Genomic DNA, 19,504 nt, shown 5'->3' with positions numbered 1-19,504 from the left:
CACGTGAAACATTATGATGTCGTTGTCATCGGTGGTGGGCATGCCGGCAGCGAAGCGGCCGCGGCCGCAGCGCGCATGGGCGTGCACGTCGCGCTGGTCACCTTGCGCCGCGATGGTATCGGCGTCATGTCCTGCAATCCGGCCATCGGCGGCCTCGGAAAAGGGCACCTGGTTCGAGAGATTGACGCGCTCGACGGGATCATGGGGCGGGCAGCGGACGAAGCGGGCATCCAATTCCGCTTGTTGAATCGCAAGAAGGGTCCGGCGGTGCAGGGGCCGAGGGCGCAAGCCGATCGCGCGCTCTACCGTCGTGCTGTCCAAGGCATGTTGAGTGCGCATCCAAATCTCGACATTGTTGAGGGAGAAGTCGTCGATCTGGAAGTCCGAGATGGCAAGATTCGGGCTGTTCTGCTTGCGGACGGTTCGCGTCTACCGACGCAGCGCGTGATTCTGACGTCCGGCACCTTCCTGAATGGGGTTATACATATCGGAGACAGAAGACAGCCGGGCGGGCGGATGGGTGATGCGCCCTCTTGCCGACTCGCGCAGCGGCTCTCCGAACTCAACCTCGCTCGTGGAAGACTCAAGACAGGCACCCCGCCGCGCCTTGATGGCCGGACGATTGAATGGGAGAGGCTTGAGAAGCAACCGGGTGATGAGGATCCGGTGATGTTCTCCTTCCTCAATCGCACGCCGACGGCGCGTCAGATTGCCTGCGGGATTACACACACCAATGAACGCACGCACCAGATAGTGCGGGACAATCTTCAGCGCTCCGCAATGTATGGTGGGCACATTGAGGGTGTCGGTCCGCGCTATTGCCCGTCCATCGAGGACAAGATCACACGGTTCGCCGACAAAACCGAGCACCAGGTGTTTCTGGAACCGGAAGGGCTCGCGGACCACACGGTTTACCCCAACGGAATCTCCACCTCTCTCCCGGCTGAGGTTCAGGAGGCTTACGTCCGCACGATCGCCGGGCTGGAACGGGCGACCATCCTCCAGCCCGGGTATGCGATCGAGTATGACTATTTTGATCCGCGTGAACTGCGCCCGACTCTGGAGGTCAAGTCGATCCCCGGCCTGTACTTCGCTGGCCAGATCAATGGCACCACAGGTTATGAAGAGGCTGCAGCCCAGGGCCTTGCGGCTGGCTTGAACGCTGCGCTTTCGGTGCAAGAGCGAGATCCGATCATCTTCGGGCGATCGGAAAGCTATATTGGCGTCATGATCGACGATCTGACAAGTCGCGGCGTTACAGAGCCGTATAGGATGTTCACCTCTCGTGCGGAGTTTCGGCTGTCCTTGCGCGCTGACAACGCCGACCAGCGTCTGACCCAGACAGGTATTGACCTGGGTTGCGTGGGTGACATGAGGCGCGAGAGCTATCTTAAGAAGGCCGATCAACTGACGGTCGGGCGGCGTATGCTTCAATCGTGCAGCTTCACTCCCTCAGAGCTTGCTTCCCTTGGGATACGGATCAGCCAGGATGGAGCGCGACGGTCGGCGTATGCCGTCATGGCGTTCGGTGAGGAAGCCGCGGAACTGATCGGGCAGGCCGTTGCCGGCTATCGGGACCTGCCGGATGACGTTCAGGCGCAACTGTCCCGGGATGCGCTCTACGCGCAATTCATTCTCCGGCAGGAGCAGGAAGCGCTGGCACTGAAGCGAGATGAGGCGATTCGTATTCCGGACGACTTCGACTACGCACCGCTGTCAGGGCTGTCGGCAGAGCTGAAATCGAAACTCACGCGCCTGCGTCCGGCAACCATGGCGCAAGCTGCGCGAATCGAGGGCATGACGCCATCCGCGCTGACCTTGATCCTCGCGCGCCTGCGCCGGTCGGGGCGGGAACGCGCGGTGATCTAGTGGAAGAATCGGCGGTTCTTGCTGCTCTTGATGTTTCACGTGAAACATCGGAGCGTCTACGAGGCTACGCAAACCTTGTTCGAAAATGGAATCCTGCGATCAATCTGGTGTCGGCATCGACGCTGCCTGCGATCTGGTCGCGCCACATCATGGATTCGGCGCAACTGTGGCGATACCGCCCCGCGCGCTTTGACCTTTGGCTGGACCTGGGCAGCGGTTCCGGCTTTCCGGGGATAGTGATCGCGATCCTCGCCGCGGCTTCCGCGTCAGAGTCCCAATTCGTTCTGGTTGAATCGGACAAGCGAAAGGCAACCTTCCTGCGGACGGCCTGCCGCGAGCTTGGACTGTCGGCGACCATTCAAGCGACGCGCGTCGAGGACCTCCCGCCGCAGGAGGCCGACGTGATCAGCGCTCGCGCACTGGCTCCCTTGCCTGATCTCTGCCGACTGTCAGACCCCCATCTGGCGCGGCACGGCATCTGCCTCTTCCCGAAGGGTGCTGGGCATGCCGCAGAGATTGCAGCGGCGCGCCAGTCGTGGAACATGGACTTGGAGATTCACACGAGCCTTACCGATCCCGAAGCCGTCATCCTGAAGCTGAGAGCCCTGGCCCATGTCTGATCCGATCCGACCCAGAAAGCCACGCGTCATGGCCATCGCCAACCAGAAGGGAGGGGTGGGCAAGACCACAACTGCGATCAACCTCGCCGCCGGTCTGGCGGAGCTTGGTGCGCGCATCCTGGTGGTCGACCTCGATCCCCAGGGCAATGCCTCGACAGGCCTTGGCATCGAAGCCAGCCGCCGGGCCAAGACGAGCTATGACCTGCTGCTCGACAAGCCGGCGCTCGACGAGGTGATCCAGCCGACTCGGACGGACACGCTCTTCATCTGCCCGGCAAATGCGGATCTGGCATCGGCCGACATCGAACTGGCGGTGAACGAGCGGCGCAGCCAGCTCTTGCGCGAAGCGCTCCGGCAGGACGACATGGAGCGGTTCGGCTTCGACTACATCCTGATCGACTGTCCGCCATCTTTGAGCCTGCTGACGGTCAATGCGCTCATCGCCTGCGACTCGGTCCTGGTCCCGCTTCAGAGCGAGTTCTTCGCCCTTGAAGGCCTGTCGCAGCTCATGCTCACCATTCGCGAGGTGCGCAGCACTGCTAACCCGGCGCTGAAGATCGAAGGCGTTCTCCTCACGATGTATGACAAGCGCAACAACCTGTCACAACTTGTAGAGGGCGACGCCCGGCAGAACCTCGGCGACCTCGTGTTCCGGACGATGATCCCGCGCAATGTGAGGGTGAGTGAGGCGCCCTCTTATGCGCTGCCCGTGCTTGCCTATGACTCGGGGTCGAAGGGGAGCGAAGCCTATCGGGCGCTGGCCCAGGAGATCGCGACGCGGCACGGCTTTTCGGTGCAGCGAGAGGCCGCCTGTTGATGGAGAAGAAGATGGAACGTCGTGGGCTTGGGCGCGGGCTGTCCGCACTGATGGCGGATATTCAGGTCGAGGCCGAAGCCGGGCAGGGCGCTGGCCGCCGGGCCGATCTGCTGGTGCCGGTCGAGAAGCTGGTCCCCAACCCGAACCAGCCGCGGCGTGATTTCGGCCCGGAGGCGCTGGAGGATCTGGCCGCCTCGATCCGACAGAAGGGCGTGATCCAGCCGCTGATCGTCCGGCCGATCCCCGAAACGGATCGCTACGAGATCGTCGCGGGAGAACGCCGGTGGCGGGCCTCCCAGCTTGCGCAGGTGCACGAGCTGCCGGTGATCGTGCGCGAGTTCGACGATACGGAGGTGCTCGAAGTCGCCATCATCGAGAACATTCAGCGCGCCGACCTCAATGCTGTCGAGGAGGCCATGGGCTATCGCCAGTTGATGGATCGGTTTGGCCATACGCAGGAGAAGCTGGCGGAAGCGTTGTCGAAAAGCCGCTCGCACATTGCTAACCTTCTGAGATTGCTGCAACTTCCGGACGACGTGCAGTCGTGGCTTCGTGAGGGGAAGCTGACGGCGGGCCATGCGCGAGCGCTCATCACCACGCCCAATGCTTCGGACCTGGCACGGCAGGTCATCGCGCGCAACCTGTCGGTCCGCGACACCGAACGACTCGCACGGGGGACTGCCGAGAAGCGGCGACCGAATACTCCCCGTGGCGGGCGGGAGAAGGATGCCGACACGCGTGCACTCGAGGCGGATCTATCGGCCAATCTCAAGATGGCGGTGACCATCGATCACGAGCCGGGCGGCGAAAGCGGACGGCTCTCGATCCGCTACAACACGCTCGACGATCTCGACACGCTCTGCCGGACGCTCTCGGTCATGCCGAGGGACGGGTCCATATGAAAAGGCCCGAGGCGCAGAGCACCGCCGCCTGAACCGCGAGGATCGTCGGGCGCAATTCCATCCCGACGGAGAGGCCGAAGACGGCCAGCATCGACAGCGTCGCCATCTTCTTCCCTCGGGGCGAGATGGCGCCCGATCTCTCCCAGTCACGGATCGGCGGTCCGAGCACCGGATGGGTGACGAGCCAGCCGTGCAGGCGCTCGGACGAGCGGGCGAAGCAGAAGGCGGCGAGCAGCAGGAAGGGGACCGTCGGCAGCAGCGGCAGGAAGATCCCGAGCACGCCGAAGCCGACCGAGGCGAGGCCCGCAAAGAGCCACAGCAACCGCATCTATGCGCTCGCCAGCGCAGCGATGACGGAGTTGAGCACCAGCCTGCCCTCCATGGTGGCGCGAAGTCGGGTGTTCTCCGTCTCGATCATGCCCATCTCCCGCAGGTCGGCAAGGCGCTGTCGGTCCATCGGTCGACCGGCCAGCGCGGCATGACGCTCGCTGTCCAGGCCCTCGCGAAGTCGGAGCGCCATCATCAGATATTCGAGCGCATGCTCTTCCCGGTCCAGCCTCGAACGTGGCAATTCGCCATTTCCGCTGCGTTCGACCCGGTCGAGCCATTCCCCCGGTGCTTTCGGCGTCTCGGTTGCCCAACGACCGTTCGCGGACGTCAGTCGCCCATGCGCGCCGGGGCCCGCGCCGGCATAGTCGCCGCCGCGCCAGTAAATCAGGTTGTGCCGCGACTCAGCGCCCGGACGTGCGTGGTTCGAAACCTCGTAGGCCGGAAGACCGGCAGCCTCGCACAACTCCTGCGTCAGGGCATACATGTCTGCCGCCAGTTCCTCTTCCGGCAGGCCACGCAGCTTGCCTCGCTTGAAACGTTCGCCGAATGCCGTGCCATCCTCAACTGTAAGTTGATACATCGACAGGTGATCGGCGGCCATCGACAGCGCCTCGGCGAGTTCGCTCCGCCAGTGATCCAGCGTCTGGTCCTGCCGGGCATAGATCAGGTCGAAGCTCACCCGGTCAAAGGTCGACCTCGCCACGTCGAACGCCGCCCGCGCCTCGGCGACGGAATGCAGGCGGCCGAGCTGTCTCAGGTCGGCGTCGTTCAGTGCCTGAATCCCCATCGAGATCCGGTTGACGCCCGCGTCCCGGTAGCCACGGAAGCGGCCGGCTTCGACCGAGCCCGGATTGGCCTCCAACGTGACCTCGAGGTCATTCGCGAACGGCCAGGTCGCGCGCACCGTCTCGAGGATGGCCGCCACGAGGTCCGGCTCCATCAGCGAGGGTGTGCCGCCGCCGAAGAAGACCGAGTTCAGCACCCGGCCCTCGGTCTCGGCACCCAGTCGGCGGATCTCCGAGAGATAGGCGCGCTGCCAGCGGTCCTGATCGATGCTGGCCGCCACATGGGAGTTGAAATCGCAGTAGGGGCATTTCGACTGACAGAACGGCCAGTGCAGGTAAAGCCCGAAGCCGCCGTTCCGCCAGTCGTCCATCGCTACCCCTTGAAGGCTGTCACCTCGATCTCGACCAGCATCTCGGGGCGGATCAGCCCGGCGATGACCATGGTCGCGGCCGGGCTGATCTCGCCCAGCACGTCCCCCAGCACGGGAACCAGCGCCTCGACCAGCGCCGCATCGGTGACCGTATACTGCACCCGCACGATGTCGGCCATCGTGAAACCGGCCTCTTCAAGAACCCGTGCAATGGTTGCGAAGCAGTTCCGGCCCTGGGCCGCGATGCCGTCGGGCATGGCCATCGTCTTGTAGTCGTAGCCGGTGACGCCCGAGACGAAGCACCAGTCGCCCTTCACCACGGCCCGCGAGTAGCCCATCTTCGCCTCGAAGGGCGATCCGCTCGAGATACGTTTCACTTGAAGCATCCGTGCATGAGGTTGCGGAAGGCGCGGGCGCGGTGGCTGATCTCGTTTTTCTCCCAGCGGTCCATCTCGCCGAAAGTCAGTTCGCTGCCGTCGGGCTGGAAGATCGGGTCGTAGCCGTGGCCCTGCTCGCCCCGCATCGGCCAGACGACCTGCCCGGGCATCACGCCCTCGAAGACCTCGTCATGCCCGTCGGGCCAGGCCAGCACCAGCGTGCAGCGGAACTGCGCCTTGCGGGGAAAGGGGGCGCCGATGGCTTCGAGCCTGGCCCAGGTCTCCGTCATCGCCTTCCCGAAATCGCGGCCCGTGGGCGTCATCGCCCAGTCGGCGGTATAGACGCCCGGCGCACCGTCGAGCGCGTCGATGGTGATGCCGGAATCGTCGGCAAGGGTCACCATGTTCGCCGCCTTTGCCGCGGCATGGGCCTTGATGCGGGCGTTGCCCACGAAGGTGGTCTCGGTCTCTTCCGGCTCGGGCAGACCCAGCTCACCCGCCGAAACGACCTCGATCCCGAAGGGCTCGAAGAGATGCTGGATCTCCTCGAGCTTGCCCTTGTTGTGGGTGGCGACGAGCAGGCGGTCGCCCGAGAACTTCCGCGTCATCCGAGCGCGGCCTTCTGCGCGTCCACCAGACCCGCGATGCCAGCCTCGGCGAGATCGAGGAGCTGTCCCATCTCGTCGCGCGAGAAGCTCGCGCCTTCGGCCGACATCTGCACCTCGATCAGGCGATTGCGCCCGGTGAGGACGAAGTTGCCATCGGTGCCCGCAGTCGAATCCTCGGCATAGTCGAGGTCCAGCACCGGCTGGCCCGCGTAGATCCCGCAGGAGACCGCCGCCACATGGTCGACGATCGGGTCCGAGACGATGATCCCCGCCTTCAGAAGCTTGTTCACCGCGAGCCGCAGCGCGACCCAGCCGCCGGTGATCGAGGCGCAGCGCGTGCCGCCATCGGCCTGCAGCACGTCACAATCGATCACGATCTGGCGCTCGCCGAGCGCCGAGCGGTCGACGCCCGCGCGCAGCGCGCGGCCGATCAGGCGCTGGATCTCCTGCGTGCGGCCGCTCTGCTTGCCCGAAGCAGCCTCGCGCCGGTTGCGGGACGTGGTGGCGCGCGGCAGCATCCCGTATTCGGCAGTCACCCAGCCGAGGCCGGTATTCTTCAGGAACGGCGGGGGCTTGTCCTCGATCGAGGCCGAGCAGAGCACATGCGTCTCGCCCATGCGGATGAGGCAAGAGCCCTCGGCATGTTTCATCACGTTGGGCTCGATGGACACCGACCGCATCTGGTCGAGCTTTCTGCCGGAAGGACGCATGGAAAACCTCATGTCTGGAACGCCGCCAGATAGGCCCCCGGCGGCCACGGATGCAACCCTGATCAGGGGCAAGCCCGATTGACGGGCGCGGACGCGGCTCGCTAAAGTCGGCAGTCGCTTGGAAGGCAGCAGCATGAACGACGGCCGCAGGATGCTCTCGGAGATGAACGACCGCTCGCGCGAGGTCTTTCGCCGCGTGGTCGAAGGCTATCTCGCGTCGGGCGATCCCGTGGGCTCGCGCACGCTGACCCGGCACATGTCCGAGAAGGTGAGCGCCGCCACGATCCGCAACGTCATGCAGGATCTGGAATATCTGGGGCTGCTCGACAGCCCGCATGTCTCGGCCGGCCGGATCCCGACCCAGCTCGGCCTGCGGATGTTCGTCGACGGCCTGCTCGAGGTCGGTCAGGTCTCGGACGAGGACCGCGAGCGGATCGACTCGACCTTCGGCGGCAACGAGCATGACGTCGTGTCGCTGCTTGACCGGGTGGGGGCCACGCTGTCCGCCGTGACGCAGGGGGCGAGCCTCGTTCTTGCGCCAAAGCATGAGGCGGCGATCCGTCACATCGAATTTGTGAGCCTCGGGGCGGACCGGGCGCTGGTGGTGCTCGTCTTCGCCGATGGCCATGTCGAGAACCGGGTCTTCCGGCCGCCGTCGGGGCAGACCGCCTCGTCCATGCGCGAGGCCGCCAATTTCCTCAACGCGCTGGTCGAGGGCAGGACGCTCGGAGATCTGCGCCAGACCATCGGGCAGGAGATCACCCGTCGGCGTCAGGAGATCGACGCACTGGCCCATGATCTGGTGCAGAGCGGGCTCGCCGTCTGGGAGAACCCGGGCGAACAGTCGGAGCGGCTGATCGTGAGGGGTCAGTCGAACCTGCTGGAGGGCGGGGCGGAGGCCGCCGACTTCGAGCGGATCCGCACTCTCTTCGACGATCTGGAGCGCAAGCGGGACATCGCCGAATACCTCGAACTGGCCGAGGCCGGCGAAGGCGTGCGCATTTTCATCGGCTCTGAAAACAAGCTTTTCTCACTTTCGGGTTCCTCTCTGGTGGTCTCTCCCTATATGAACGCGGATCGAAAGATCATCGGCGCCATTGGCGTGATCGGCCCGACCCGGCTGAACTACGGCCGCATCGTTCCGATCGTCGACTACACGGCGCAGCTGGTGGGTCGGCTGGTGTCCGACCGCGGCAAGGGATGACGAGCATGACGAACGCAAGGAAAGACGAGATGGCCGAGGACCAGGCACCCCGGGAAGAGACTGTCGAAGCGCCCGAACTCGCGGAAGCGCCGGAGATCGACGAACTCGAGACGCTGCGCGCCGAGCGCGACGAGCTGCGCGACCGCTTCATGCGGGCGCTGGCCGATGCCGAGAACAGCCGCAAGCGGGCCGAGCGCGACCGGCGCGAGGCCGAGCAATATGGCGGCACGCGGCTCGCGCGCGACCTGCTGCCGGTCTATGACAACCTGAGCCGCGCGCTCGAGGTGGCGACCGACGAGCAACGCGCCGCTGCTGCGGCGCTGTTCGAGGGCGTGGAACTGACGCTTCGCGAATTGCGCAACGTGATGAACAAGCATGGCGTGCGCCCGATCACGCCGCAGGTGGGCGATGCCTTCGACCCGCAGCAGCATCAGGCGATGTTCGAGGCGCCGCTGCCGGGGACGAAGGCCGGCCAGATCATCCAGGTGATGACCGAGGGTTTCATGATCCACGACCGGTTGCTGCGCCCGGCGCAGGTGGGTGTCTCGTCGAACACCGGCGCCTGAGCGGCCCTTGGGGGCGCCTGTGGCCGCCCGGGACGGGGGGCTGCGCGCCCCCCGCCCGACCCCGAGGGTCGGGCTCCCCCGCGGGATATTTCTGCGAGAATGAAAGCGGCCTCACGTCAGGAGGGCGCGGAGATCGTAGAGGAGCTTCAGCGCCTCGCGCGGGCTGAGGTCGTCGGGCTGGATCTCGCGCAGCCGCTCTTCCACGGGTGAGGACTTTGGGGCTGCGGGCGCGGGTGCCGGCGGGGCCGCGCGGAAGAGCGGCAGGTCGTCGATCAGCGTCTGTCGCCGTGCGCCGCTCTCGCGCTCGCCCGACTCGAGCGCGTCGAGCACGGTGCGGGCGCGCTCGATCACCGAGGCGGGCAGGCCTGCGAGCCGTGCCACCTGGACCCCGTAGGAACGGTCGGCGGCGCCGCGCCGCACCTCGTGCAGGAAGATCACGTCGCCCTCCCATTCCTTCACCGCGACGGTCGCGTTTTCCACGCCCTTGAGCTTGCCGGCCAGCGCCGTCATCTCGTGGTAATGGGTGGCGAAGAGGGCGCGGCAGCGGTTCCGGTCGTGCAGATGTTCGAGCGTGGCCCAGGCGATGGAGAGCCCGTCCCAGGTGGCGGTGCCGCGGCCGATCTCGTCGAGGATGACGAGGGCGCGGTCGTCGGCCTGGTTCAGGATGGCCGCGGTCTCGACCATCTCGACCATGAAGGTCGAGCGGCCGCGCGCCAGATCGTCGGAGGCGCCGACGCGGCTGAAGATCTGGCTGACGAGGCCGATATGGGCGCGGCGGGCAGGGACGAAGCTGCCCGCCTGCGCGAGGAGCGCGATCAGGGCGTTCTGGCGCAGGAAGGTGGACTTGCCGGCCATGTTCGGCCCGGTGATGAGCCAGACCGCCGGCGTCTCGCCGGTGGAGAGGTCGCAGTGGTTCGCCACGAAGGGCGTGCCGGTGCGGCGCAGGGCCCGCTCGACGACCGGATGGCGCCCGGCCTCGATGGCGAAGGCGCGGCTGTCGTCGATCTCGGGCTCGGTCCAGTCCTCGGCCACCGCGAGGTCTGCGAAGGCCGCGATCAGGTCCAACTCGGCCAGCGCCCGGGCGGCGCGTCCGATCTGGCCCGCGAGATCGAGGATCGCCGTCCGCAGCGCCGCAAAATGCACCTTCTCGAGTTCGAGCGCGCGGTTGCCCGCATTCAGGATCCGCGTCTCGAGTTCCGACAGCTCCACCGTCGTGAAGCGCACCTGCCCGGCGGTGGTCTGGCGGTGGATGAAGCCTTCGGAGAGCGGCGGCGAGAGCATCCTCTCCGCGTGGGTCGAGGTGACCTCGATGAAATAGCCCAGCACGTTGTTGTGCTTGATCTTCAGGCTCGGAATGCCGGTGGTCTCGATGAAGCCTGCCTGCATCGCCGCGATGACGCCGCGACCCTCGTCGCGCAGGCGTCGCGTTTCGTCGAGATCCGCGTCGAAGCCTTGAGCGATGAAGCCGCCGTCGCGCGCGAGCAGCGGCGGCTCGGCCACCAGCGCCTGATCAAGGAGGTCGACCAGCGCCTGGTGGCCGCGGAGCGCCTCCAGCGCCTGGGCGACGAGAGCGGGCGCTTCGGCAGGCATCCGATGCGCGATTTCTTCGGCCTGGGTGAGGCCCGCCCGGATCGCGGCCATGTCGCGGGGGCCGGCGCGGTCGAGCGCCAGCCGCGAGAGGGCGCGGTCCATGTCGGGCACCCGGCGGAGGCTCGCTCGCATCTCCTCGCGCAGGCGCGGCTCCTCGGTGAGCCAGCGCACCGCGGCCAGCCTCTCGTGGATCAGGCCGAGGTCGCGCGTGGGGCTCGAGAGCCGGCGTTCGAGGAGGCGGGCGCCGGGGGCGGTGACGGTGCGGTCCACGGCCCAGAGAAGCGAGCCCTCGCGCCCGCCGGTGAGCGCTTGCGTGATCTCGAGGTTGCGTCGCGTCGCGGCGTCGATCTGGACCGTGCCGCCCGCCACCTCGCGCAGCGGCGGGCGCAGCAGGGGCAGCTTGCCGCGCTGGGTGAGGTCGAGGTAATCGACGAGCGCCCCCATGGCCGAAAGCTCGGCGCGTGTGAAGTTGCCGAAGCTCTCCAGCGTGCCCACGCCGAAGAGCGCGCAGAGCCGCTTCTCGGCCGAAGCGCTGTCGAAGCTCGCCCGCACGAGCGGGGTCAGCGCGCAACCCGTCTCCTCGATCCAGTCGAGCCCCTGCTCGTCGGCCACCAGCAGTTCGCGCGGGGCGAGGCGGGCCAGTTCCGGCATCAGGCGGGGCAGCGGGCAGGGCGTGACCGACAGCTCGCCCGTCGATATGTCGGCCCAGGCCAGCGCCGCCTCGTCGCGGATCTCGGCGAAGGCGCAGAGGAAATTGTGCCGCCGCGCCTCGAGCAGCGTGTCCTCGGTCAGCGTGCCGGGCGTGACGAGACGGACGACCTCTCGCCGGACCACCGACTTCGAGCCGCGCTTCTTCGCCTCGGCCGGATCCTCCATCTGCTCGGCGATGGCCACGCGGAAGCCCTTGCGGATCAGCGTGAGCAGGTAGCCCTCGGCCGCGTGGATGGGCACGCCGCACATGGCGATGTCCTCGCCGCGATGCTTGCCGCGCTTGGTGAGCGCGATGTCGAGCGCCTCGGCGGCAAGCGCCGCGTCGTCGAAGAACATCTCGTAGAAGTCGCCCATCCGGTAGAACAGGATGGCGCCGGGGTGCTGCGCCTTGATCTCCAGATATTGCGCCATCATCGGCGTGACGGTTTCTTCGCTCACTTCCGCTCCCCTTCAGGTCGGCAGACCCTACAAAAGCGCCTCTGCGGGGAAAAGCCGCAAATCCTTGGTGATTGTTGCGGGGGCGGGGCGGCGCTAGAAGGGCCGTGCTTGCACAGGATGGCCCCCTCATGACCAAGACCAAGATCACGCCCGAAGAGGCGCTTCTCTACCATCTGGAACCGACACCCGGGAAGTACGAGATCGTAGCCACCACGCCGATGGCAACGCAGCGCGACCTGAGCCTCGCCTATTCGCCGGGGGTGGCCGTCCCGGTGCAGGCAATCGCCGATGCGCCCGAGACGGTCTATGACTACACGGTCAAGGGCAACATGGTGGCGGTGGTCTCGAACGGGACCGCGATCCTCGGCATGGGCAACCTCGGCGCGATGGCGTCGAAGCCGGTGATGGAGGGCAAGGCGGTGCTCTTCAAGCGGTTCGCCGACGTGAACGCCATCGACATCGAGCTCGACACCGAGGACCCGGACGAGATCATCCAGGCCGTCCGCCTGATGGGGCCGACCTTCGGCGGCATCAACCTCGAGGACATCAAGGCGCCCGAGTGCTTCATCATCGAGCAGCGCCTGAAGGAGATCATGGACATCCCGGTGTTCCATGACGACCAGCACGGCACGGCGGTGATCTGCGCCGCGGGCCTGATCAACGCGCTGGAACTGTCGGGCAAGAAGATCGAGGATTGCCGGATCGTCCTGAACGGCGCGGGGGCTGCGGGGATCGCCTGCCTCGAACTCCTGAAGTCGATGGGTGCGCGCCACGACAACTGCATCATGTGCGACACCAAGGGCGTGATCTGGCAGGGCCGCACCGAGGGCATGAACCAGTGGAAGTCCGCCCATGCGGCGCGGACCGACCTGCGCACGCTGGAGGAAGCGATGGTGGGGGCCGATGTCTTCCTCGGCGTCTCGGCCAAGGGCGCGGTCACGCCCGAGATGGTGCGCAGCATGGCCGACAATCCGGTCATCTTCGCCATGGCCAACCCCGATCCCGAGATCACGCCCGAGGAGGCGCAGGCGGTCCGCGCCGACGCCATCGTGGCCACGGGCCGGTCGGACTACCCGAACCAGGTCAACAACGTGCTGGGCTTCCCCTATCTCTTCCGGGGCGCGCTCGACATTCATGCCCGCGCGATCAACGACGAGATGAAGATCGCCTGCGCCCGGGCGCTGGCGCAACTCGCGCGCGAGGACGTGCCGGACGAGGTGGCGATGGCCTACGGGCGCAAGCTCTCGTTCGGGCGCGACTACATCATTCCCACGCCCTTCGATCCGCGGCTGATCTACACGATCCCGCCCGCGGTGGCGAAGGCCGGGATGGACACCGGTGTCGCGCGGCGGCCGATCATCGACCTTCAGGGCTACGAGCTGACACTGAAGTCGCGGATGGATCCGACCGCCTCGATCCTGCAGGGCATCCACGCCCGGGCCAAGGCGGCGCAGGCGCGCATGATCTTCGCCGAGGGCGACGACCCGCGCGTCCTCCGCGCGGCCGTGGCCTATCAGCGCGCCGGGATGGGCAAGGCGCTCGTCGTGGGGCGCGAGCAGGACGTGCGAGAAAAGCTCGAGGCAACGGGGCTCGGCGATGCCGTGCGCGAGCTTGAGGTGGTGAACGCCGCCAATTCGCGCCATCTCGATGCCTACAAGAGCTTCCTCTACCACCGTCTCCAGCGTGGCGGCTTCGACAGCTACGACATCCAGCGGCTCGCCACGCGCGACCGGCACGTCTTCTCGGCGCTGATGCTGGCGCATGGACACGGCGACGGGCTGGTGACGGGCGCCACCCGGAAGTCGGCCTATGTGATGCAGCTCATCAACCACGTCTTCGACGCCAAGGCCTCGGACGGGGCGGTGGGTGTCACGGCGCTTCTGCACAAGGGGCGCATCGTTCTGATCGCCGACACGCTGGTCCATGAGTGGCCGGAGGCCGAGGATCTGGCCAACATCGCGATCAAGTCGGCACGGGTGGCGCGGAACCTCGGGCTTGAGCCGCGGGTGGCCTTCGTCTCGTTCTCGACCTTTGGCTATCCCGTCTCGGAGCGCGCGGCCAAGATGGGAGCGGCCTCTCGGGTGCTCGACGGGATGAAGGTCGATTTCGAGTACGAAGGTGAGATGACCGTCGATGTCGCGCTGAACAAGGCCGCGATGGCGCAATATCCCTTCTGCCGGCTGACCGGGCCTGCCAATATCCTCGTGGTTCCGGCGCGGCACTCGGCCTCGATCTCGATCAAGCTCATGCAGGAGATGGCGGGGGCGACGGTGATCGGCCCGATCCTGACCGGCGTGTCGAAGCCGATCCAGATCTGCGGCGTGAACTCGACGGTGAACGACATCCTCAACATGGCGGTGATGGCCGCCTGCAAGGTGGGCTGATGCTGCTCAATCTCGGCTCGATCAACATCGACCACGTCTACCGGGTGCCGCATCTGCCGGCGCCCGGCGAGACGCTCGAGGCCGAGACCCATGCCGTCGTTCTGGGCGGGAAGGGCGCGAACCAGTCGGTCGCCGCGGCGCGGGCCGGGGCGCGGGTGCTGCACATCGGCGCGGTCGGCGCCGAGGGAGGATGGGCGCGCGAGGCGATGGCGGGCTACGGCGTGGACGTGACGCATGTCGCGCTGCGCGAGGGACCCTCGGGTCACGCCATCATCAACGTGGACCACCAGGGCGAGAACGCCATCGTGATCTTTCCCGGTGCGAACCGGACCCTTGGCGAGGGCGAGCTTGCGGCCGCTCTGGCGGGCGCGGGGCCGGGGGACACGATGCTCCTTCAGAACGAGACCTCGGGTCAGGTGGAGGCGGCGCGGCTCGCGGCCGGGCAGGGCCTCAGGGTGGTCTACTCGGCCGCGCCCTTCGAGATCGGGGCAGTTCGCGCGGTCCTGCCTTTCGTCACTCTGCTGGTGATGAACGAGGGCGAGGCTGCGGCGCTGAGGGCTGCGCTGGGCGCGCTGCCAGAGGTCGAGATGATCGTGACCCGCGGCGCGAAGGGGGCCGAGTGGCTGCGCCCGGGTCAGGGCACGATCTCTGTCCCGGCCTTCCCGGTGACGCCAGTCGATACGGTGGGCGCGGGCGACTGTTTCACGGGAAACCTCGCGGCGGCTCTGGATGCAGGGCATGCGCCGGAGCAGGCCATGCGCCGCGCCGCCGCGGCCGCGGCGATCCAGGTCACGCGCAAGGGCGCTGCCGATGCCATGCCCACAGCGGCGGAGGTGGAGGCTCTCCTCCGCTGACGTTCAGTGCCCGACGAAGGGCGCGTCGGCGCCCCAGAGCTCGCGCACCCTCTCGTCCCGCCCGCAGGCGTCCCGGTAGAGATCATAGGCCGAGGCCTGCCTGCGGGGTCCGAAGCGCGTCAGGATCAGCCGGTCTCCCTTGTAGTAGTCCTGGTGATACTCCTCGGCCGGCCAGAACCGGGTGAAGGGTTCGATCGCCGTCACCACCTCCTGCCCCAGTGCCCGTTGCGCCTGCGCCTTGGCCGCTTCCGCCTGCCGCTGCTCCTGCGGAGTGGCGGGGAAGATGGCCGTCCGGTAACTCTCGCCGCGGTCGCAGAACTGCCCGCCCGCGTCCGTCGGATCGACCGAGCGGAAGAAGAGGTTCATGAGCTGGGCGTAGCTGACCACGCTGTCGTCATAGCGGATCTCGGCGGCCTCGTAGTGGCCGGTGCCGCCGCGGCTCACCTGCTTGTAGGTCGGCTGCTGTACCGTGCCTCCGGTGTAGCCCGAGATCACCTCGGACACGCCCTTCACCTTCTCGAAATCCGCCTCGACGCACCAGAAACAGCCGCCGGCGACATAGGCCTTGCGCTCGGCGGCCTCGGCGGCCCCGGCCGTCAGCAGGAAAATCAGAAGCAGTTTCGTCATTGTGGTTCCTCCTGTCCCGAGCATGGGCGCCAGGCCCGCCTGCTGCAACTCACCGGGGCGTGAGGCGCCCCTCTGCCGGTTCACCTCTTGGCTCGAAGCGCCGGCGGGTCTAGCGTCAGCCGAAGCCGGAGGAACGGATGCAGGAACACGTCACCACTCACCAGGCCGAGGAAGATTCCCGGAACGAGACCATCCGGATCTGGCTGAACGGCCGGATCCTGCCCAGGGCGGAGGCGCTGGTCTCGGTCTACGATGCCGGCTTCATGCTGGGCGATGGCGTCTGGGAGGGGCTGCGGCTCTACGAGGGTCGCTGGGCCTTCCTTGACGAGCATCTCGACAGGCTGTTCGAGGCGGCGCTCGCCATCGATCTCGACATCGGCATGGACCGGGATGCGATCCGGCAGGCGCTTCTCGACACGGCGGACGCCAACGGGATGCAGACCGACGCCCATGCGCGGTTGATGGTGACGCGCGGGGTCAAGACGCGTCCGTTCCAGCATCCGTCACTGTCGCGGCAGGGGCCGACGGTCGCGATCATCATGGAGCACTCGAAGCCGAAGATCCCGCGCCCGATCCGGCTGGCGACCGTGCCGCACATCCGCGGCCTGCCGATGAGCCAGGATCCGAAGCTCAACTCGCATTCCAAGCTGAACTGCATCCTGGCCTGCATCGCGGCCGAGAAGGCGGGGGCGGACGAGGCGCTGATGCTCGACATCCATGGGTTCGTGAACACCACCAACGCCTGCAACTTCTTCATCGTGAGAAAGGGCGAGGTCTGGACCTCGACAGGGGACTACTGCATGAACGGCATCACGCGCCGGAAAGTCGTCCAGATCTGCCGTGAGGCGGGCATTCCCGTGTTCGAGAAGAACTTCTCGCTGGTCGAGACATATTCCGCGGACGAGGCCTTCCTCACCGGCACCTTCGGCGCGCAGACACCGGTGGGCGAGATCGACGGACGAAGGATAGGCAGCGGCGACATGGGTCCGATGACCGAGCGGATCCGCGGGCTCTACAAGGAACTGGTGGCGGCATGAGGATCGCGATGTGGTCCGGCCCGAGGAACCTCTCCACGGCCATGATGTATGCCTTCGCGGCACGAGGCGACTGCGGCATCTGGGACGAGCCGTTCTATGCCGCCTATCTGAAGGCTACGGGAAGCGACCACCCGATGCGGTCCGAGATCATTGCGGCCCACGAAACCGATCCGGCCATTATCGCATCGCGATGCGCGGGAGATGCGCCGGGGGGCGAGCGCCTGTTTTACCAGAAGCACATGACGCTGCACCTGATCCCGGGCTTCGACCGTGGATTCATGCGCTCCTGCGAAAATGTTTTCCTGATCCGCCACCCCGCGCGGGTGGTTGCAAGCTATGCGCGCAAGCGTGAAGGCCCCACCCTTGCCGACATCGGCTTCCGGCAGCAGGCGGACCTGTTTGACGAGGTGGCGACCTCGCTCGGCCGTCCGCCCCTCGTGATCGACAGCGCGGACATCCGGGACGATCCGCGCGGCATGCTGTCGTCCCTGTGCAAGGCGCTGGGCATTCCCTTTACCGACGCGATGCTGAGTTGGCCCGCCGGAGGACATCCCCTCGACGGGATCTGGGCCTCGCACTGGTATGGCGCGGTCCATCTCTCGACCGGCTTCGACCAGCCGGAGGGCCCGCTGCCCGAGTTGTCGCCGCAGTATGCGGATCTGGCGCAGCAGGCCCTTCCGTTCTACGAGAAACTGGCGGCCTACCGCCTCACGCGGTGAGGTCCTCGACCTCGCGCACCTCGGCGTCCGACAGGTTCAGCCGCCCGCGCAGCGTGCAGAGATACGCGCGGTTGGCGCTGGTCGTGGGATCGACCGCCGCGCGCGAGGCGAGGTAGAACTGCTCGGCCGTTTCCTGATCGCGCACCCGCTCGAGCAGCCGATCCAGCGGCTGCGGATGGGCGATCTCGCGCTCCACCAGACGGCGATCGTCGTCATCGGCGCCGCCGGCATCGAGCTGCTCGACGATCCGCCGACGCTCTTCCATCGAGATTGCCCCGTCTGCCCAGGCGGCGGCGACCATGCCCTGCAGCAGCAGAAGCGCCTTCGCATCCGAAATCATGTCTTCGGGCGACTGGTCAGGCGCCACGTCGTGCTGCGTCGCCTGCGCATTTCCCGCCGAGTGGCCACCCTGACCCGTCAGGTTGTCGATGACGCCCCCGATCATGCCGCCGATGCTGCCCGAGCCACTGGCCCCGCTGCGGTGCGTGCGCGACTGATTGTCCTGCCACGCGCGGTAGGCCATGTAGGCCAGCGCCGCCAGTCCCGCCTTCTTGCTCACGCTCGATCCGAGAACCGCGGCCGATCCGAGTCCTCCCGCCCGGCCACCGCGGCCAGCCATGCGCGATGCCAGCATCAACCCGAGGACTTTCTTGAGGCTCATTGTCAGGGTCTCCTCTCCCGTCGGAAAGGAGGTCAACCGGCGCCGCAGGGCGCCGGTTCCGCGATTTCGCCTCTCAGCCCTTCACGCGTGCGTTGCGGGTCGCGATCAACTTCAACCTGAGCGCGTTCAGCCGGATGAATCCGGCGGCGTCCTTCTGGTCGTAGGCGCCCGCGTCCTCCTCGAAGGTGACGTGCTTCTCGGAGTAGAGCGAATGCTCCGACCAGCGGGCGACGGTCCGGGCGAACCCCTTGTAGAGCTTGACGCGCACGGTGCCGGTGACATGCTCCTGCGACTTGTCGATCAGCGCCTGCAGCATCTCGCGCTCGGGGCTGTACCAGAAGCCGTTGTAGATCAGCTCTGCATAGCGCGGCATGATCGAATCCTTCAGGTGCCCTGCGCCGGAGTCGAGCGTGATCTGCTCGATGCCACGATGAGCTTCCAGCAGGATCGTGCCGCCGGGGGTTTCGTAGATCCCGCGCGACTTCATGCCGACGAAACGGTTTTCCACGAGGTCCAGACGGCCGACGCCGTGCTTGCCGCCAAGCTCGTTGAGCTTCGTCAGGATCGTCGCGGGCGACATGGCCTCGCCGTTGATCGCCACGGCGTCGCCCTTCTCGAAGGTGATCTCGACGAATTCGGGCGCGTCCGGCGCCTTCTCCGGATCGACGGTGCGCTGGTAAACGTAGTCTGGCGCTTCCTCGCCCGGGTTCTCCAGCACGCGGCCCTCGGAGGAGGTGTGCAGCAGGTTCGCATCGACCGAGAACGGCGCCTCGCCGCGCTTGTTCTTGGCAATCGGGATCTGGTTCTGCTCGGCGAACTCGATCAGCTTCGTCCGCGAAGTCAGGTCCCATTCCCGCCACGGCGCGATGACCTTGATCGACGGGTTCAGCGCATAGGCCGTCAGCTCGAACCGCACCTGGTCGTTGCCCTTGCCGGTCGCGCCGTGCGCCACGGCGTCGGCGCCGGTCATCTCGGCGATCTCGACCAGACGCTTGGCGATCAGCGGGCGCGCGATCGAAGTTCCGAGCAGGTACAGCCCTTCGTAGAGAGCGTTCGCCCGGAACATCGGGAAGACGAAGTCGCGCACGAATTCCTCGCGCACGTCCTCGATGAAGATGTTTTCCGGCTTGATGCCCAACATCACCGCCTTCTCGCGCGCGGGCTCCAGTTCCTCGCCCTGGCCGAGGTCGGCGGTGAAGGTGACGACCTCGCAGCCGTATTCGGTCTGCAGCCATTTCAGGATGATCGAGGTGTCGAGCCCGCCGGAATAGGCAAGGACGACTTTCTTCGGGGCGGACATGGGAGGGCTCCAATCGCGGAAAAC

At 66.7% G+C, this 19,504-nt stretch carries 19 protein-coding genes; 10 read left to right on the top strand and 9 right to left on the bottom strand.

Annotated elements, in window-relative coordinates; translation table 11 throughout:
• Positions 1 to 3: 3 nt before the first annotated feature.
• Genes mnmG through ACTVZP_RS05135 form a run of 4 tightly spaced genes read left to right on the top strand, consistent with a single transcriptional unit; the run spans position 4 to position 4,208 of the window.
• A complete protein-coding gene (mnmG, locus tag ACTVZP_RS05150; RefSeq protein WP_443211029.1) occupies positions 4 to 1,869 on the top strand; it encodes a tRNA uridine-5-carboxymethylaminomethyl(34) synthesis enzyme MnmG in 1,866 nt (621 codons plus the stop codon).
• The gene (gene rsmG / locus ACTVZP_RS05145; protein WP_443211028.1) at positions 1,869 to 2,489 is read left to right on the top strand and encodes a 16S rRNA (guanine(527)-N(7))-methyltransferase RsmG; all 621 of its coding nucleotides are present in this window, start codon (positions 1,869 to 1,871) and stop codon (positions 2,487 to 2,489) included. Before mnmG ends, rsmG begins: the two co-directional genes overlap by 1 nt.
• Positions 2,482 to 3,306, top strand: a complete 825-nt coding sequence (locus ACTVZP_RS05140) for a ParA family protein (protein ID WP_443211027.1) — start codon at positions 2,482 to 2,484, stop codon at positions 3,304 to 3,306. Before rsmG ends, ACTVZP_RS05140 begins: the two co-directional genes overlap by 8 nt.
• A complete protein-coding gene (locus ACTVZP_RS05135; protein ID WP_443211432.1) occupies positions 3,306 to 4,208 on the top strand; it encodes a ParB/RepB/Spo0J family partition protein in 903 nt (300 codons plus the stop codon). The genes ACTVZP_RS05140 and ACTVZP_RS05135 overlap by 1 nt, the downstream gene beginning before the upstream one ends.
• On the opposite strand, the gene ACTVZP_RS05130 is transcribed toward ACTVZP_RS05135, so the two are convergent.
• The 5 genes from ACTVZP_RS05130 to rph are packed head-to-tail and all read right to left on the bottom strand — an operon-like array spanning position 4,183 to position 7,389.
• Positions 4,183 to 4,536: a YbaN family protein gene (locus ACTVZP_RS05130; protein ID WP_443211026.1), complete on the bottom strand. Its 354-nt coding sequence runs from the start codon at positions 4,534 to 4,536 to the stop codon at positions 4,183 to 4,185. The two genes, ACTVZP_RS05135 and ACTVZP_RS05130, sit on opposite strands and share 26 nt — an antisense overlap.
• Positions 4,537 to 5,694 (bottom strand): radical SAM family heme chaperone HemW, encoded by a 1,158-nt coding sequence (hemW, locus tag ACTVZP_RS05125; protein ID WP_443211025.1) that lies wholly within the window; start codon positions 5,692 to 5,694, stop codon positions 4,537 to 4,539.
• Positions 5,695 to 5,696: 2 nt separating this feature from the next.
• Positions 5,697 to 6,071 (bottom strand): RidA family protein, encoded by a 375-nt coding sequence (locus ACTVZP_RS05120; protein WP_443211024.1) that lies wholly within the window; start codon positions 6,069 to 6,071, stop codon positions 5,697 to 5,699.
• On the bottom strand, positions 6,068 to 6,679 hold the full coding sequence (rdgB, locus tag ACTVZP_RS05115; RefSeq protein WP_443211023.1) for an RdgB/HAM1 family non-canonical purine NTP pyrophosphatase: 612 nt from the start codon (positions 6,677 to 6,679) through the stop codon (positions 6,068 to 6,070). The genes ACTVZP_RS05120 and rdgB overlap by 4 nt, the downstream gene beginning before the upstream one ends.
• Positions 6,676 to 7,389 carry a ribonuclease PH gene (rph, locus tag ACTVZP_RS05110; RefSeq protein ID WP_443211022.1) on the bottom strand — a complete coding sequence of 238 codons (714 nt, stop codon included), beginning with the start codon at positions 7,387 to 7,389 and terminating at the stop codon, positions 6,676 to 6,678. The genes rdgB and rph overlap by 4 nt, the downstream gene beginning before the upstream one ends.
• Before the next feature lie 133 nt (positions 7,390 to 7,522).
• Here rph and hrcA point away from each other — a divergent pair, with 133 nt between their 5' ends.
• On the top strand, positions 7,523 to 8,593 hold the full coding sequence (gene hrcA / locus ACTVZP_RS05105; protein WP_443211021.1) for a heat-inducible transcriptional repressor HrcA: 1,071 nt from the start codon (positions 7,523 to 7,525) through the stop codon (positions 8,591 to 8,593).
• Between the two features lie 5 nt (positions 8,594 to 8,598).
• Positions 8,599 to 9,159: a nucleotide exchange factor GrpE gene (locus ACTVZP_RS05100; RefSeq protein WP_443211020.1), complete on the top strand. Its 561-nt coding sequence runs from the start codon at positions 8,599 to 8,601 to the stop codon at positions 9,157 to 9,159.
• A gap of 111 nt (positions 9,160 to 9,270) precedes the next feature.
• Here ACTVZP_RS05100 and mutS read toward each other — a convergent pair whose 3' ends face one another.
• Positions 9,271 to 11,898 carry a DNA mismatch repair protein MutS gene (mutS, locus tag ACTVZP_RS05095; RefSeq protein WP_443211019.1) on the bottom strand — a complete coding sequence of 876 codons (2,628 nt, stop codon included), beginning with the start codon at positions 11,896 to 11,898 and terminating at the stop codon, positions 9,271 to 9,273.
• Positions 11,899 to 12,026: 128 nt separating this feature from the next.
• Between mutS and ACTVZP_RS05090 the strand changes: the two genes are divergently transcribed.
• Positions 12,027 to 14,282, top strand: a complete 2,256-nt coding sequence (locus ACTVZP_RS05090; RefSeq protein WP_443211018.1) for an NADP-dependent malic enzyme — start codon at positions 12,027 to 12,029, stop codon at positions 14,280 to 14,282.
• On the top strand, positions 14,282 to 15,136 hold the full coding sequence (locus ACTVZP_RS05085; RefSeq protein ID WP_443211017.1) for a ribokinase: 855 nt from the start codon (positions 14,282 to 14,284) through the stop codon (positions 15,134 to 15,136). The genes ACTVZP_RS05090 and ACTVZP_RS05085 overlap by 1 nt, the downstream gene beginning before the upstream one ends.
• A 3-nt stretch (positions 15,137 to 15,139) precedes the next feature.
• Here the strand turns inward: ACTVZP_RS05085 and msrA are convergent, their stop codons facing one another.
• Positions 15,140 to 15,763, bottom strand: a complete 624-nt coding sequence (gene msrA / locus ACTVZP_RS05080) for a peptide-methionine (S)-S-oxide reductase MsrA (RefSeq protein ID WP_443211016.1) — start codon at positions 15,761 to 15,763, stop codon at positions 15,140 to 15,142.
• A 137-nt stretch (positions 15,764 to 15,900) separates the two neighbouring features.
• Here msrA and ACTVZP_RS05075 point away from each other — a divergent pair, with 137 nt between their 5' ends.
• Complete coding sequence (locus ACTVZP_RS05075) at positions 15,901 to 16,800, top strand: D-amino acid aminotransferase (protein WP_443211015.1); 900 nt, start codon at positions 15,901 to 15,903, stop codon at positions 16,798 to 16,800.
• Positions 16,797 to 17,519, top strand: a complete 723-nt coding sequence (locus tag ACTVZP_RS05070) for a sulfotransferase-like domain-containing protein (RefSeq protein WP_443211014.1) — start codon at positions 16,797 to 16,799, stop codon at positions 17,517 to 17,519. Before ACTVZP_RS05075 ends, ACTVZP_RS05070 begins: the two co-directional genes overlap by 4 nt.
• Here ACTVZP_RS05070 and ACTVZP_RS05065 read toward each other — a convergent pair.
• Positions 17,509 to 18,180: a tellurite resistance TerB family protein gene (locus ACTVZP_RS05065; RefSeq protein WP_443211013.1), complete on the bottom strand. Its 672-nt coding sequence runs from the start codon at positions 18,178 to 18,180 to the stop codon at positions 17,509 to 17,511. The two genes, ACTVZP_RS05070 and ACTVZP_RS05065, sit on opposite strands and share 11 nt — an antisense overlap.
• A 73-nt stretch (positions 18,181 to 18,253) precedes the next feature.
• The gene (locus tag ACTVZP_RS05060; protein ID WP_443211012.1) at positions 18,254 to 19,480 is read right to left on the bottom strand and encodes an argininosuccinate synthase; all 1,227 of its coding nucleotides are present in this window, start codon (positions 19,478 to 19,480) and stop codon (positions 18,254 to 18,256) included.
• Between the last annotated feature and the right edge of the window lie 24 nt (positions 19,481 to 19,504).

Source organism: Rhodobacter sp. NSM (assembly GCF_052244495.1).
Classification (GTDB): Bacteria; Pseudomonadota; Alphaproteobacteria; order Rhodobacterales; family Rhodobacteraceae; genus Cereibacter_A.
This window is presented reverse-complemented; position numbering and strand designations above follow the sequence as displayed.